Here is a 13,706-nt window from a genome sequence, read left to right as displayed (position 1 = left end):
TCATTTCTTCAATTCGCAATCTTAGTCAAAATACCTTCAAACTTCGCACAAAAGAATCATCGATAAAATTCTATTTTTAATAAAAATTTTCATGAAATAGTTTATATACTAAAAGTAAATAATATATTTGTAATGGTATGCATGCATACCATTACACTTCATCAACATATTAAAAATAATTTTTTATTTTCTTTCAAACACCCTGGTCATCAGATTAATAATCAACTAACTTAAACTCACACTAATGTCATATAAAGAAGGAATGCTTCGTGAAGGTTCGCTTGATAACAAAACGATAATCGTTACCGGTGGCGGGACAGGTTTGGGAAAATCGATGGCTACATATTTCCTTAAATTGGGAGCCAACGTCGTTATTTGCAGCCGTCGCCTGGAAGTTCTGGAAGCTACATCCAAAGAACTGGAAGATTCAACCGGTGGTAAAATTCTGCCCGTTGCTTGTGACGTTCGCAAAACTGAGGAAATTGAAAACGTTATCGCCAAATCCATTGAACGTTTCGGACAAGTTGATGTACTGGTCAATAATTCCGCAGGGAATTTTATCAGCCCGACCGAAAGGCTCTCATATAAAGCAGTAGACACGGTTGTTGATATTGTTTTACGCGGAACCTATTATTTCACGCTGGCTTTGGGCAAATATTGGATTGATAATAATATAAAAGGAACGGTCTTAAATATATCTACAACGTATGCCTGGACAGGTTCAGGTTGGGTCGTCCCTTCCGCCATGGCGAAAGCTGGCGTTTTGGCTATGACAAAATCACTGGCTTTTGAGTGGGCAAATCACGGAATCAGATTGAACGCCATTGCTCCGGGCCCTTTTCCTACCAAGGGAGCCTGGGACCGTCTTTTTCCTGAAGAATTATCGAAAAAATTTTCTTTTGAAAATAGAATTCCTTTGCAAAGGGTTGGTGATCATCAGGAACTTGCCAATCTTGCAGCTTACCTAGTTTCTGATTTTTCATCCTATATCACTGGTGAAGTAATCACGCTTGACGGAGGCGAAGTTTTGTCTGGCGGACAATTCAATTTCCTCAAAGAAGTGAGCGAGGAGCAGTGGGACGCGATTGAAAATCAAATAAAAAGTGCCAATAACACTCCCAAGAAATCAGAATAATAATTTTCTTCCATTTTTATTGGGTAAATTTGGTGCTTCGTTCGTTATTTGACAAATGAAGATATCTGGTATATGAAAACAACTTTTAGAATTTACCTTTCTCTGCTGTCAGCATTGTTCGTTGTGGGATGTTCGTCCTCCAATAAAACAATGAAAAAAATCCCTGAGGCGGAAGTTCGTATGTCGAACCCGGAAACAATTTCTGCACCTGAAGAATTGTCTCTTGTAGCTATCCAAAGTAAGTATTTGATTAAGGACACAACGCAAACACGTGTTTTCTTATACGTAGATGCCCTGAAAGGCAAGAGTTCCATAGCTGCCAGTGATTTCATCCGGCTTTATAACCTGAATTATGTTATTTATTCGGATTATGGAACGAGAGAGCGTCTGGGTTATGGCAATATCAAACTTGATTCAACAAATGTGACAAAACTAGGAGACAAAATAGTCATCGGTTTTGACATTAAAAGTCCGAATAAAGAAACGGGCGTGTTGTTAAGTGAAATCAGTCAGACAGGAACGCTGAAAAAAGTTTTGAATGACCTGACCATTCGGTTTAAAAAACAATCTGCCAGTGAATTGTACGGAATTTATACGGATGCAAGTGCTGAGCCTTTACAAAGACACTATATCAACACAAATACGCCTTTTACAGTTAAGCGACTAACGCAAGAACCAGGAACGCTCCACGTATTTTATTATGGACACAGTTTTGAACCGGCAAGTTCTCCGATGAACACGGCTCCTAAAAGTGGAATTTCTAAATCATTGACTATTGATAGCACTTTTACTATCAATACGAATGAGAAGATTCAATTTACAAAAGAAGGCTTATACAATATTTTTGCAGATACTACGCAGTCAGAGGGATTGGGATTGTTAGTTGTGAATGAAAGATTTCCAAAGCTGACAAAACCGGAATTGTTGCTCGAACCGTTGGTTTACATGAGCACAAATACTGAAATCAACGAAATCAAAAAAACAGAAGAATTTAAAAAATCCCTCGACAAATACTGGCTGACGCTGATGAACGGAAATGCGCCCCTGGCTCAGCAGTCCATCCGGTCATTCTATAATCGGGTTGAAGAGGCAAATCAATTATTTACCAGCTACAAAGAAGGCTGGAAAACTGATAAAGGAATGATCTTTATTGTCCTTGGCCCACCGGATAAAGTGCAGAGAAGCAAAGACCGGGAAGTATGGACTTATGATCAACGTGCTAATGCACAGAATGTTAATTTTACTTTTAATCGCAGAACAAATCAATTCGTAGATGACCATTATGAGCTCGTTCGCTATGCCGAATATCAGCCAATTTGGTACCCTATTGTAGAAGCATGGAGAAACGGAACTATACGCTAAGAAAGCCCGCCCCTCGTCCGTCACAAGCCGACATGGTTTTTGGTACACAATCTGTACTGGAAACACTTCGTTCAGGCAAAGAGATCGAACGTTTATTTATTCAAAGAGAATTAGGTCTTAATGAAATTGAAAAGACCGCTAAGGAGCTTGGAATTCCTTATCAGCGTGTGCCGGTAGAAAAACTAAACAGAGTTACCAGAAAAAATCACCAGGGTGTGATCGCCTTTGTATCCCCAATTCAGTATATGCCTTTGCATAATGTGCTGACGCAAGTATACGAAGAAGGAAAAACGCCTCTTTTGTTATTATTAGACCGCGTAACGGATGTTCGAAATTTCGGAGCTATTGCGCGTACGGCTGAATGTGCAGGCGTTCAGGCATTGATTGTTCCGACAAAAGGTGGAGCACAAATCAATGCAGATGCGATGAAAACTTCATCAGGTGCGTTGAACTTTCTTCCCGTGTGCCGTGAACCAAATTTGTATGAAACGTTATTATATCTGCGCAACAGTGGATTACAAATTATAGCAAGTACTGAAAAAACAGACAAATCACTTTACGATATTGATTTTTCTATCCCTACGGTGATCATTATGGGTTCAGAAGAAGATGGTATTTCGAAAGAATTTCTTCTTTTGGCGGATAGTGGTGCCAAAATTCCTTTGAACGGACAAGTTGAATCGTTAAATGTTTCCGTAGCGAGCTCAGTTATTTTATATGAAGCTGTGAGACAACGTGTTGTAGCGAAAGTTTCTTGATCCCGATTATAGGATTTTTGGATTAAAAAAGCAAAATGAGTCAACTTTTTAAAATTGACTCATTTTGCTTTTTAATAACTCTCCGGCTCACTGCAAGCCAAAGTTATTTTAAAATATTTCCTTATCCTGACGGAAGTTTTTCATAATCCAGCCACCACCTACAACGTCATCACCTTCGTAAAAAACGGCAGCTTGTCCCGGCGCGATGCCATTGACGCCATCGTGGAAATGAACTTTGATTTTTCCCGGTTCATCGGGAATTAACAATGCCGGCGTTCCATCGTGTTTGTAGCGTACTTTCGTTACAGTCTCTAACGGCTTATTAAGGCCATCATATTTTTGCCAGTTCAATTTACTAACATACATTCCATCACGGAACAGATCAGGCAAATCTCCAAGAACAACTTCATTCGTATCCTTCCGTACTTCGGTAACAAAAACAGGCCTGCCCAACGCAATACCTAAACCTTTGCGTTGACCAACAGTATAAAAAGGGTATCCCTCATGTTTTCCTACAACTGTTCCATCTTCGTAGACAAAATTTCCTCCTGCCACTTCCGCTTCCAAACCTGGAATTCTGCGTTTTAAAAACCCTCGATAATCATTATCTGGAACGAAACAAATCTCATAACTTTCTGCTTTATTGACCAAATCAATAAAGTTACGCTCACGCGCCATTTCACGAATTTCTGATTTATGAAGATAGCCCAACGGCAATTTTGTACGGCTCAGACTTTCCTGAGACACACCCCAAAGCACATAACTCTGATCTTTCCAGCTGTCAATTCCTTTTGAAACATAATGACGGCCATCGTTAAACTGCATATTTGCATAATGCCCAGTTGCAATAAACTCACAATCCAGTCGGTCGGCACGTTTCAGAAGTGCATCCCATTTTATGTGGGTATTGCATAAAACGCAAGGATTTGGCGTGCGCCCTTCCAGATATTCTCCCGTAAAATGGTCGATCACATAATCGCCGAATTCCTCACGGATATCCAATATATAATGGGGAAAACCAAGTTCGACGGCTATACTTCTCGCGTCATTGATAGAGTCAAGAGAACAGCAGCCGGTTTCTTTTTTTGAGCCACCGCTACTGGCATAATCCCAGGTTTTCATGGTCATACCTATGACCTCGTAGCCTTGCTCATGTAACATAACAGCTGCAAGCGAGCTGTCGATACCGCCACTCATGGCGACCAAAATTCGTCCGTGTTTACTCATTGCGGGAATCTGCGAAGGTTGAACGCCTTCCGATTTTGATTAGTTTGAAAAATCCAAACAGAAAAAATTATCTGATTGGTTCCGCAAAGATAGTGATTTTAATGGTTAAGGGTTAATGCGTTTGATTTGGAATGGATCTAAGCTAAGACTTATTCTACATCACGGATGCAATCATGAAAACCACAAATGTATTTTGGGACACAAACTTCAATTATCCACTATTAACAATTAACCCTTAACAATTAACCATTAAAATTTAACCCTTAACAATTAATCATTACAACCGTACTTGCCTGATTACATTTTTAACATTCAGCTCAATAATATCAGTCATTGTCAAACATTTATAATAATCTGAATTATTGTGGTATTGAGCAAGTCCTGCACGTAATTCGAGGATTTTATCGGATGTAGAAATATTATCTTTTTTTGAAACATCGCGTAAGGCAGCAAGCCGGTGGCGCTCACTTCTTACCTGGTGAACGATGGAAGATTGTTCTTCCTGTTGATATTGAAGAACGGTTTTGTCAGTCAAATGTTCCATTGCCAGTTTTACGTAAGGAAGATTTTCCTTGAAATATTGAGGCATATAAACTTTCAGATTTCCTTCATAAAACTGCTGGTCAAAATCAATTGCTCTCAGCCGAAATTGAAAATCGTCGAAATCCGGCGTAATCTGCATAACGAAATTATACGCCCTCATGTCGCCCAAAAGCGTAATCATACAACGTTCATTAAATTTAACGAACTCTTTGGCAATACGTTTTGGATTATAATCGGTGTGATCCAGGCGCATTTTCAAAAAAACATCACCAGGTATTCCTGCAATATGCTCTTCAATCAACGAGTTTCCGTCGACCAAGTAATTGACCTGGTTTGGAGAAAAAATTTCTTCCAGTTCGAGCCCGTAAATTCTGGAAGCATCGGCCCGTTTTACATAAAAATAATCGTAAATATCATTCAGTCTGTTGACGATCTTGATACGAAAAGGGTTCGAATTTCCGAACGTACAATATTCGATTTTATCAATATATTTATGCTCAACAATCCTAAGATTCCCGGAAGCTTTTAACATGGCATAAGCTCGTTTCAAACCATTATGCAATCTTTCGATATCATGCGGCGGATAAAGCGGACTTTGCCAAAGTGTATCTTTTCCATTTTTATCTATCACAGGGAAAGATTCGTAAAAATTCATCAGGTCGTTATAACCAACAGGAAGCCGGGCTTCGCGTTGATATGATCGCAAATATTTCCGTAACTCAACACTGACCGGATAAATCGGCTTTTTCCTAGAAATCTTTACATCACTCTTTTCCATAAGTGCAATTTAGAAAATATCGACTGCATTTTGGAATAAAGCTTAAACAAGAAAAGCTTCCTCTCGGGAAGCTTTTCTTGTTTGGTTGTCTAAACAAATATTAATTCATAATCATACCATGCGGATCGATCACAAATTTCTTCGCCGCGCCTTTATCAAAATCACGATAACCTCTCGGCGCGTCCTGTAAACTGATCACTTCCACATTGACCGCTTTTGCAATTTTTATTTTATCAAACAAAATAGCATTCATGAGCTGTCTGTGATATTTCATAACCGGACATTGGCCTGTATAAAATGAATGCGATTTTGCCCAGCCCAAACCGATACGGATACTCAAACTACCTTCCTGCGCTGCCTTATCTTTTGCACCTGGATCGCCCGTCACGTACAAACCCGGAATGCCGATTGCGCCTCCCGCTCTTGTAATAGCCATTGCAGTGTTCAAAACGGTTGCTGGCAGTTCTTCGGAAGCATGAGATCCATGACCTTTGGCTTCAAAACCTACACAATCGACGAAACAATCCACTTCGGGCACACCAACGATTGCCTCAATCGCTTGTTCCAGTGGCGTATCTTTTGAGAGATCAATAATCTCGCATCCAAAACTTTTAGCCTGATCCAGTCTTTCCTGAATCATATCACCCACAATAACGACGGCCGCGCCAAGCAAATGACAAGAAGCCGCACAAGCCAATCCAACGGGACCTGCGCCTGCGACATAAACGATCGAGCCCGGACCAACACCCGCAGTCACAGCACCGTGAAATCCGGTTGGAAAAATATCCGACAGCAACGTCAAATCCTTTATATAAGCCATTCCCTGATCCTTATCCGGAAATTTCAACAAATTAAAATCTGCATAAGGCACCATCACGTATTCGGCTTGTCCGCCGACCCAGCCACCCATATCCACATAACCATAAGCAGCGCCAGGACGCGCGGGATTTACGTTAAGGCAAATACCGGTTTGACCTACCTTACAATTTCGGCATCTGCCGCAAGCGATATTAAATGGCACTGAAACCAGATCGCCAACTTTAATAAATTCAACATCGCGACCTGCTTCAAGTACAATACCTGTTATTTCGTGTCCCAGTACCAAACCTGCCGGAGCGGTCGTTCGTCCGCGGACCATATGTTGATCGCTGCCGCAAATATTGGTTGAAACAATTTTAAGAATTACCCCATGTTCACATTTCCTGTCGCCGATAGCAAGTTTCGGATATTCAATTTCCTGAACTTCCACTTCGCCCGGTTTCACGTAAGCCACTCCATGATTTTGACACATAAGAATCGGTTTAAGGGTTTAAGAATTTATTTTATTTTACCGCATCCGCACCGCTTTGGGCAACAGTGTGATCATTTTCAACAGTACTACCTGAAACACCGATCGCACCAATGATTTTGCCACTACTGTCTTTTATACAAACGCCGCCCGGAAAAGTGATTAATCCGCTGTTGGAATGTTCAATGTTATATAAAGGACTACCTGGTTGAGATAATTTCCCGATCTCGCCCGAATCCATATTAAAAAATCTTGCTGTTTTTGCTTTCTTCTGCGCTATGTCAATGGATCCAAGCCAGGCGTCATCCATATGCATAAACGCAATCAGATTCGCTCCTGCATCTACCACAGCGATATTCATTAACGTATCAATTTCCTTCGCTTTTGTTTTCGCAGCCTGGATGGCCATTTCTGCCTGTTCGAGTGTAATGTTCATAATCTCCATTATTTATAAAGTTATCTAATAATTATTAAACTCAACGAATCACTTTCAGATTAATTTTGAATTATCTGTTTATAAAATATAATTAAAACTAAATTGTCTTAAAAAGTCATACCTGTGGCATATCGTTAGTATGGGGTTATCTGTTAACTATATAATAATCTGCAAAAGAGGTAACTTTTCAATTTGTAGCACTTTCACTCCTGTAAACAATTGAATGAAACATGAAGAAGGAACTGTATGGACTTGTCGTATGCGGTGGTAAAAGCAAGCGCATGGGAACTGACAAAAGCCTGATCAATTACCATGGTAAGCCCCAGCGTTATTATGTTTATGAAATGTTGGAATGGGTTTGCGACAAAGTTTTTATCTCTTGCAACCGCGAACAAGCAACGGGTATCATTGCGCCTTATCAGATCATGGCAGATCTGCCCGATCTGGGAGATGTCGGACCGATGGCTGCGCTGTTGACAGCTTTTTCAACCTATCCGGATAAAGACTTTTTGGTTGTCGGTTGCGATTATCCATTTATTACGACGAAGGATTTGAAAGAATTCGAGAAAGTGTTGGATCGCGAGCAAATCGCTTCTGCTTTTTATAATGAAGAAAACGATATTTACGAACCATTGCTGGCCTATTATTCAGAAAGATCCGGAAATGAAATTCAGCGTATGTATACAAGCAATCAATATTCGCTGCAACATTTTTTAAAAGAAAACGGCGCTGAAAAGTATAATCCTGTCAGACCAAAACGCATGATCAGTATTGATACACCTGAGGATTTTCATGCAGCAAAAGAAAAAATAGCACTAAAAATTAATTTATAAGAGAATTCGTTTCATGCAAAAAAGTGCAGTAAGAGATATAAGAATAAAGAAAGTTAATAACGAAAGTTTCACAGAAGAAAATGACCTGATCGCGGTTGAAGAGCCGCTGGAAATTCAGGTTTTATACCAATCCGAAGGGCAACTGGTCAGGAAAAGTATATCAGTCACGATGAGAACGCCTGGTAACGACGAAGAACTGGCGACAGGTTTTTTATTTACAGAGGGTATTCTTCATAACCCCAACCAAGTCAGCAAAGTTGAGACTGATATATGGGACGAAAATAAAGTTTTGATCACGTTCGCAGATCAAGAGACTCCGCGATTGCAAACTGCTGAGCGAAATTTTTACACGACATCCAGTTGCGGAGTTTGCGGAAAATCCAGCATTGACGCTATTAAAACGGTATCTTCATTTACGGATCAATCCGACGATCTTTCTGTGTCAGCCGATTTATTTTATAACTTACAAAATGTCCTAAAAAAGCAACAGGAAGTTTTTCAGAACACAGGAGGCCTTCATGCTTCTGGCTTATTCGATCTCGAAGGCAACCTGATTATGCTGAGGGAAGATGTCGGCCGGCATAATGCTTTGGACAAACTTATAGGTGCTTCTTTTTTGCAAGACAAGTTACCTTTGGACCAAAATATTTTGCTGTTAAGCGGAAGAGCAAGTTTCGAGCTGATCCAGAAAGCAAGTATGGCCGGGATTAAAATAGTGGCAGCAATTGGTGCGCCATCCAGTTTGGCATTACAACTGGCCGAAGAATTTGGTATGACCCTGATTGGTTTTTTAGGTAAAAACAGATTTAATATTTATTCGGGAAGCAGCCGGATCAGGATTTAATAAAATTATGAAAATACGCATTCAGGGAAATTCCATTCGTATCAGACTTTCTAAATCTGAGGTCAACCAATTGGCAAACGAAGGTATGGTTGAAGAAAAAACATCATTTCTAAACTCCTCGTTTGGTTATTGTCTGAGAAGTATCGCTGGCATCAAGGAATTGTCGGCATCCTACGATGACAATCAAATTATCATGTTTGTTCCTGAATCATTACTGGAAAACTGGCCAGCCAATAACATCGTCGGATTTGAAGCAAATATGCCAATCAGTGAGACGGATTTTTTATATCTTTTGCTGGAAAAAGATTTCAAATGCCTGGACAATACTTCCGAAGACCAGTCGGACAATTTCGAGAACCCGAACAAAAACTGTTAGTTATGAGCAAAGAAAATTCATCAACGCCGGCAGCAGAAAATCCGGAAAAATTTACCGGATTAAAAAGAGGAGAAATTAAAACGATAGCAGCCGGAATCCCTGCGGTTGTTTCCAGCATGGAGAAAGTTGTTGGCGAAGCAGGGTTTGCAAGAGGCATGAAAGCGCTATGGAGCCTGAACAAAAAAGGGGGATTCGATTGTCCGAGCTGTGCCTGGCCGGATCCTGACGACGAGCGTTCCGGCGTGGCAGAATATTGCGAAAACGGTGCAAGAGCGGTGGCAGAGGAAGCAACAGCGAAAAAGTTGACCCCAGCTTTTTTCTCACAAAATGCTGTCCAGGATCTGGCTAAACTGTCGGATTACGAGATCGGTAGTAAAGGAAGGGTCGCTCAGCCGATGTTTCTAGCGAAAGGAGCAACACACTATCAGCCCATATCCTGGGAGCATGCTTTTGAAAAAATAGCATCTTCGCTGAAAAATCTATCCTCTCCTGACGAAGCGATTTTCTACACCTCCGGCCGAACCAGTAACGAAGCTGCATTTTTATATCAGCTTTTAGTAAGGCAATATGGTACAAATAACCTCCCTGATTGCAGCAATATGTGTCACGAAAGTAGTGGCGTTGCATTGGGCGAATCATTGGGAATTGGTAAAGGTTCTGTAAAACTTGCTGATTTCTACGAAGCCGAAGCAATTATCATTCTAGGGCAAAATCCTGGTACGAATCATCCAAGAATGCTCACCGCGCTGCAAAAAGCGAAAAAGAATGGTGCAAAAATTATTTCAGCAAATCCATTACCAGAAACCGGCTTAATGGGTTTTAGCAATCCACAAACGGTAAAAGGAGTTCTTGATATTGATACCGATCTGACTGATCTTTTTTTGCATATCAAGATCAACGGGGATATGGCTTTATTGAAAGCGATCCAGATCTTACTGATTCAGGAAGATGAAAAAAATCCGGGATCGGTGCTCGATTTAAACTTTATTGAAAAAAACACGCTCGGCGTCGCTGAATTTAAACAGCATTTAAAGCTTCAAAATCTCAATGAACTGGTAAAAATCTCCGGTATCCCGCTGGAACAAATTCAGAAAACGGTTGAGATTTTAAAACATAAAAACAAGATTATTGTGTGCTGGGCAATGGGTCTGACCCAACATAAAAATTCGGTTGACACGATTAAGGAGGTTGTTAACCTGCTGTTGTTAAAGGGAAGTATTGGAAAACCCGGCGCCGGCACTTGCCCGGTCAGAGGGCATAGTAACGTCCAGGGTGACAGAACAATGGGAATTTTCGAAAAGCCTCCTGTTGCTTTACTTGAAAAATTAGAAAAGAATTTTAAATTTACTCCACCCAAAGAACATGGGCTGGATGTAGTGAATAGTATCAAAGCCATGCACGCCGGCAAAGCAAAAGTATTTTTTGCCATGGGAGGTAATTTTCTTTCCGCTACGCCTGATACTAATTTTACGGCCGCGGCTTTGAGACAATGCAGCTTAACTGTGCATGTTTCAACAAAATTAAACCGCAGCCACTTGGTGCATGGTGAGGAGGCGATCATCCTGCCTTGTTTGGGAAGAAGTGATAAGGATCTCGTCAATGGTGAAAATCAGTTCGTTTCCTGCGAAAATTCAATGGGTGTTATCCAGTCTTCAAAAGGCGTTTTAGAGCCGATTTCTGATGATTTATTAAGCGAACCGCTGATCATATGCAAATTGGCAAAATCACTTTTCGGTGAGAATAGTATCGTTGACTGGAACAAATTCACCGAACATTACGATGTTATTCGTGATGCAATAGAAAAAACGATACCTGGTTTTGAAGACTATAATAACAGGGTAAGAATACCCGGAGGTTTTTATCTGCCTAACTGTAATCGTGACGGCGTCTTCAATACGGAATCTAAAAAAGCGCACTTCAATGTTGCCGAGATAACGACAATGCCTATGGAAAATGACGAGTTGATGATGATGACGATTCGCAGCCATGACCAGTTTAATACAACGGTATATGGTTTGAATGACCGGTATAGGGGAATTTACAATGAACGACGGGTGATTTTAATGAATGAAAAAGATATCGCCAGCCGTGGTTTGCAGGACGGTGATATTGTTGATCTATTAAATAACCATGACGGAATTGAACGTGTTGCCAATAAATTCATTGTTGTAAAATATCCAATTCCGGAAGGTTGTTCCGCCACATATTTCCCTGAAACGAATGTGCTTGTACCCGTCACCAGTGTCGCTGACAAGAGCAATACGCCAACATCAAAGCAGGTTATTCTGAAAGTCAAAAAGCATGTGGAAGAAATGTCAGTGAATAATGGCTAAAGCCGGAAGGTTGGTTTGGTCTATGCTACCCAAGGCTGAAACCTTGGGTTAATGCGATGCAGTGCTGACACTGATAGTTTCAACGTCTGAATTAACTCGCCTAACTAACCCAAGGTTTCAACCTTGGGTTGTTTCACAACCAGGGAAAGTCCCGGGCTTTAGCCATTGCAAGACCCACTTTGGCTTTTAACAGAATTTTTGATATCGACCTCCGGAATTGACTCGCCCTAACCCAAGGTTTCAACCTTGGGCTGTTTCATATCCAGAAACTTCTCAGGCTTTAGCCATTGCAATACCTACTCCGGCTTTTTCGCAGAATTTCTTAATAAATTCCTAACACCTCCCGACTTTCTATTGTGTATTTTCGCGACCTTGTAGTAACATTTAAATCTAATAAAATGAACAAAAACATTCTGGCATTTGCCATTTCCTTGTTTTGCCTGATCTCTATTGAAGGTATGTCTCAAAATAAATCAAAAGTTATCGCCCACAGAGGTGCCTGGAAAAATACTGGTGCTACGGAGAATTCAATCGCAGCATTGGAGCACGCCATCAAGTTGGGTTGTTATGGAAGTGAGTTTGACGTACACATGTCTGCTGATTCAGTGCTTTTCGTAAACCACGATCATACCATCAAAGCAACAGATATTGAGAGATCGACATCTCAGGAATTATCTCAGATTAAACTGGCAAATGGAGAAACCTTACCTACCCTTGAAGCATATCTGAAAGCTGGTAAAAACCAGAAAAAAACACGCCTGATTCTCGAAATCAAAACGTCACGGATCAGCAAAGAACGCTCACTGGCTCTGACAACAAAATGTGTTGAGATGGTTAAGGCGCTGAAAGTTGAAAAAATTACGGACTACATCGCTTTCGATTTTGACGTTTGTTTAAAGGTAAAAGAACTTGCTCCAAAGGCACACGTGGAATATCTGAACGGTGATAAAACGCCAGCCGAAATCCTTGCAGCAGGTTTGTCAGGTATCGATTATCATTACTCAGTATACAAAAAGAATGAGACTTACATTGATGATATGCACAAGGAAAAACTGACCACCAACGCCTGGACGGTTAATGATAAAGCCACGATGCAATGGTTCATTGATAAAAAAGTTGATTTTATCACGACCAATGAACCTGAACAATTGTTTGAGCTTTTAAAGTAATTAATACTGTGTTGAACGAGTGTAATAAAAATGGGCGATCAGCGCAACAGGAAGTCCAACGCCTAAAATAATGATGCTCATTCCAATAATGGCGGCACTGGGATCCATAGGCAGCATACCTGAAAACACAATAGGGAGCACGATCAGGTTCATGACCATCCAGATAAAAATACCGTAAACAATACCACTGATTACGCCATGATGCCGCAAGAATTCTAAGCGCGCGTATACAAGGAAGTAAAAGATGGTGAAGAGCAGCGAAATCATAAAGTGAAACACGATACCGAGCGCAGCCATCTGAATCCCTCCGGCGTAAGCAGCTTTTCCGAAAGCGCCACTGGCAACAGATTGCAGGATTTGAACAGCCGTAATTTTATCCAGTAAAACTGAATACACGATGATGGCTAAAACCAGGTCTAGGAGGCCCGCCAGAAAAGCCGCCAGAACAATTGTTGGAAATGGAGAACGGTCATACATAAGGCTCGAATGTTACTGATATTTCCAATTAAGATACACAGTAATTTTCAATTTATAAAATATTTATTTTCAATTTTATATTAATTAAGTTATATCTATCAAATACCGCCTGTTTGACCATAAAAAATAATCTCGACTATAAGTATC

Annotated in this window: 13 protein-coding genes; 8 read left to right on the top strand and 5 right to left on the bottom strand. The window is 40.6% G+C overall.

The features are described 5' to 3' along the window. Positions 1–244: 244 nt before the first annotated feature. The 3 genes from L0657_RS11920 to rlmB all read left to right on the top strand — a co-directional run bounded on the left by L0657_RS11920 (position 245) and on the right by rlmB (position 3,255). A complete protein-coding gene (locus L0657_RS11920; protein ID WP_235151023.1) occupies positions 245–1,135 on the top strand; it encodes an SDR family oxidoreductase in 891 nt (296 codons plus the stop codon). A gap of 150 nt (positions 1,136–1,285) precedes the next feature. Further along, positions 1,286–2,497, top strand: coding sequence for a GWxTD domain-containing protein (locus L0657_RS11915; RefSeq protein WP_235151022.1), 1,212 nt, complete (start codon positions 1,286–1,288; stop codon positions 2,495–2,497). Continuing rightward, positions 2,473–3,255 (top strand): 23S rRNA (guanosine(2251)-2'-O)-methyltransferase RlmB, encoded by a 783-nt coding sequence (gene rlmB, locus L0657_RS11910; protein ID WP_235151021.1) that lies wholly within the window; start codon positions 2,473–2,475, stop codon positions 3,253–3,255. The genes L0657_RS11915 and rlmB overlap by 25 nt, the downstream gene beginning before the upstream one ends. 108 nt (positions 3,256–3,363) lie before the next feature. On the opposite strand, the gene mnmA is transcribed toward rlmB, so the two are convergent. From mnmA to L0657_RS11890, 4 genes are all read right to left on the bottom strand, one after another. Further along, a complete protein-coding gene (gene mnmA / locus L0657_RS11905) occupies positions 3,364–4,482 on the bottom strand; it encodes a tRNA 2-thiouridine(34) synthase MnmA (RefSeq protein WP_235151020.1) in 1,119 nt (372 codons plus the stop codon). 277 nt (positions 4,483–4,759) lie between these two features. Continuing rightward, entirely contained in the window at positions 4,760–5,803 is a 1,044-nt protein-coding gene (locus tag L0657_RS11900; RefSeq protein ID WP_235151019.1) for a hypothetical protein, read from the bottom strand. Positions 5,804–5,903: 100 nt separating this feature from the next. Next, on the bottom strand, positions 5,904–7,094 hold the full coding sequence (fdhA, locus tag L0657_RS11895; protein WP_235151018.1) for a formaldehyde dehydrogenase, glutathione-independent: 1,191 nt from the start codon (positions 7,092–7,094) through the stop codon (positions 5,904–5,906). A 31-nt stretch (positions 7,095–7,125) separates the two neighbouring features. After that, positions 7,126–7,527 (bottom strand): heme-binding protein, encoded by a 402-nt coding sequence (locus L0657_RS11890; protein ID WP_235151017.1) that lies wholly within the window; start codon positions 7,525–7,527, stop codon positions 7,126–7,128. A 230-nt stretch (positions 7,528–7,757) separates the two neighbouring features. Here L0657_RS11890 and L0657_RS11885 point away from each other — a divergent pair, with 230 nt between their 5' ends. The 5 genes from L0657_RS11885 to L0657_RS11865 all read left to right on the top strand — a co-directional run bounded on the left by L0657_RS11885 (position 7,758) and on the right by L0657_RS11865 (position 13,082). Beyond that, entirely contained in the window at positions 7,758–8,360 is a 603-nt protein-coding gene (locus L0657_RS11885) for a molybdenum cofactor guanylyltransferase (RefSeq protein WP_235151016.1), read from the top strand. A gap of 13 nt (positions 8,361–8,373) precedes the next feature. Then, on the top strand, positions 8,374–9,204 hold the full coding sequence (fdhD, locus tag L0657_RS11880; protein WP_235151015.1) for a formate dehydrogenase accessory sulfurtransferase FdhD: 831 nt from the start codon (positions 8,374–8,376) through the stop codon (positions 9,202–9,204). A 7-nt stretch (positions 9,205–9,211) separates the two neighbouring features. Next, complete coding sequence (locus L0657_RS11875; protein WP_235151014.1) at positions 9,212–9,580, top strand: DUF7009 family protein; 369 nt, start codon at positions 9,212–9,214, stop codon at positions 9,578–9,580. Between the two features lie 2 nt (positions 9,581–9,582). Continuing rightward, positions 9,583–11,913: an FdhF/YdeP family oxidoreductase gene (locus L0657_RS11870; RefSeq protein WP_235151013.1), complete on the top strand. Its 2,331-nt coding sequence runs from the start codon at positions 9,583–9,585 to the stop codon at positions 11,911–11,913. Positions 11,914–12,311: 398 nt separating this feature from the next. Beyond that, a complete protein-coding gene (locus tag L0657_RS11865; protein ID WP_235151012.1) occupies positions 12,312–13,082 on the top strand; it encodes a glycerophosphodiester phosphodiesterase family protein in 771 nt (256 codons plus the stop codon). Here the strand turns inward: L0657_RS11865 and L0657_RS11860 are convergent, their stop codons facing one another. Next, complete coding sequence (locus L0657_RS11860) at positions 13,083–13,559, bottom strand: DUF1440 domain-containing protein (protein ID WP_235151011.1); 477 nt, start codon at positions 13,557–13,559, stop codon at positions 13,083–13,085. It abuts the gene before it with no gap. Positions 13,560–13,706: the final 147 nt, after the last annotated feature.

Origin of the sequence: Dyadobacter sp. CY345 (assembly GCF_021502725.1) — a bacterium.
Taxonomy (GTDB): domain Bacteria; phylum Bacteroidota; class Bacteroidia; order Cytophagales; family Spirosomataceae; genus Dyadobacter.
The sequence above is the reverse complement of the archived record's forward strand: the minus strand, read 5'-3'. Positions and strand labels throughout refer to the sequence as shown.

Excerpts from the sequence above, each read along its gene's own strand:
- L0657_RS11920 (WP_235151023.1), top strand. The coding sequence starts at position 245 with ATGTCATATAAAGAAGGAATGCTTCGTGAAGGTTCGCTTGATAACAAA.
- L0657_RS11915 (WP_235151022.1), top strand. The coding sequence starts at position 1,286 with ATGAAAAAAATCCCTGAGGCGGAAGTTCGTATGTCGAACCCGGAAACA.
- rlmB (WP_235151021.1), top strand. The coding sequence starts at position 2,473 with ATGGAGAAACGGAACTATACGCTAAGAAAGCCCGCCCCTCGTCCGTCA.
- mnmA (WP_235151020.1), bottom strand. The coding sequence starts at position 4,482 with ATGAGTAAACACGGACGAATTTTGGTCGCCATGAGTGGCGGTATCGAC.
- L0657_RS11900 (WP_235151019.1), bottom strand. The coding sequence starts at position 5,803 with ATGGAAAAGAGTGATGTAAAGATTTCTAGGAAAAAGCCGATTTATCCG.
- fdhA (WP_235151018.1), bottom strand. The coding sequence starts at position 7,094 with ATGTGTCAAAATCATGGAGTGGCTTACGTGAAACCGGGCGAAGTGGAA.
- L0657_RS11890 (WP_235151017.1), bottom strand. The coding sequence starts at position 7,527 with ATGAACATTACACTCGAACAGGCAGAAATGGCCATCCAGGCTGCGAAA.
- L0657_RS11885 (WP_235151016.1), top strand. The coding sequence starts at position 7,758 with ATGAAGAAGGAACTGTATGGACTTGTCGTATGCGGTGGTAAAAGCAAG.
- fdhD (WP_235151015.1), top strand. The coding sequence starts at position 8,374 with ATGCAAAAAAGTGCAGTAAGAGATATAAGAATAAAGAAAGTTAATAAC.
- L0657_RS11875 (WP_235151014.1), top strand. The coding sequence starts at position 9,212 with ATGAAAATACGCATTCAGGGAAATTCCATTCGTATCAGACTTTCTAAA.
- L0657_RS11870 (WP_235151013.1), top strand. The coding sequence starts at position 9,583 with ATGAGCAAAGAAAATTCATCAACGCCGGCAGCAGAAAATCCGGAAAAA.
- L0657_RS11865 (WP_235151012.1), top strand. The coding sequence starts at position 12,312 with ATGAACAAAAACATTCTGGCATTTGCCATTTCCTTGTTTTGCCTGATC.
- L0657_RS11860 (WP_235151011.1), bottom strand. The coding sequence starts at position 13,559 with ATGTATGACCGTTCTCCATTTCCAACAATTGTTCTGGCGGCTTTTCTG.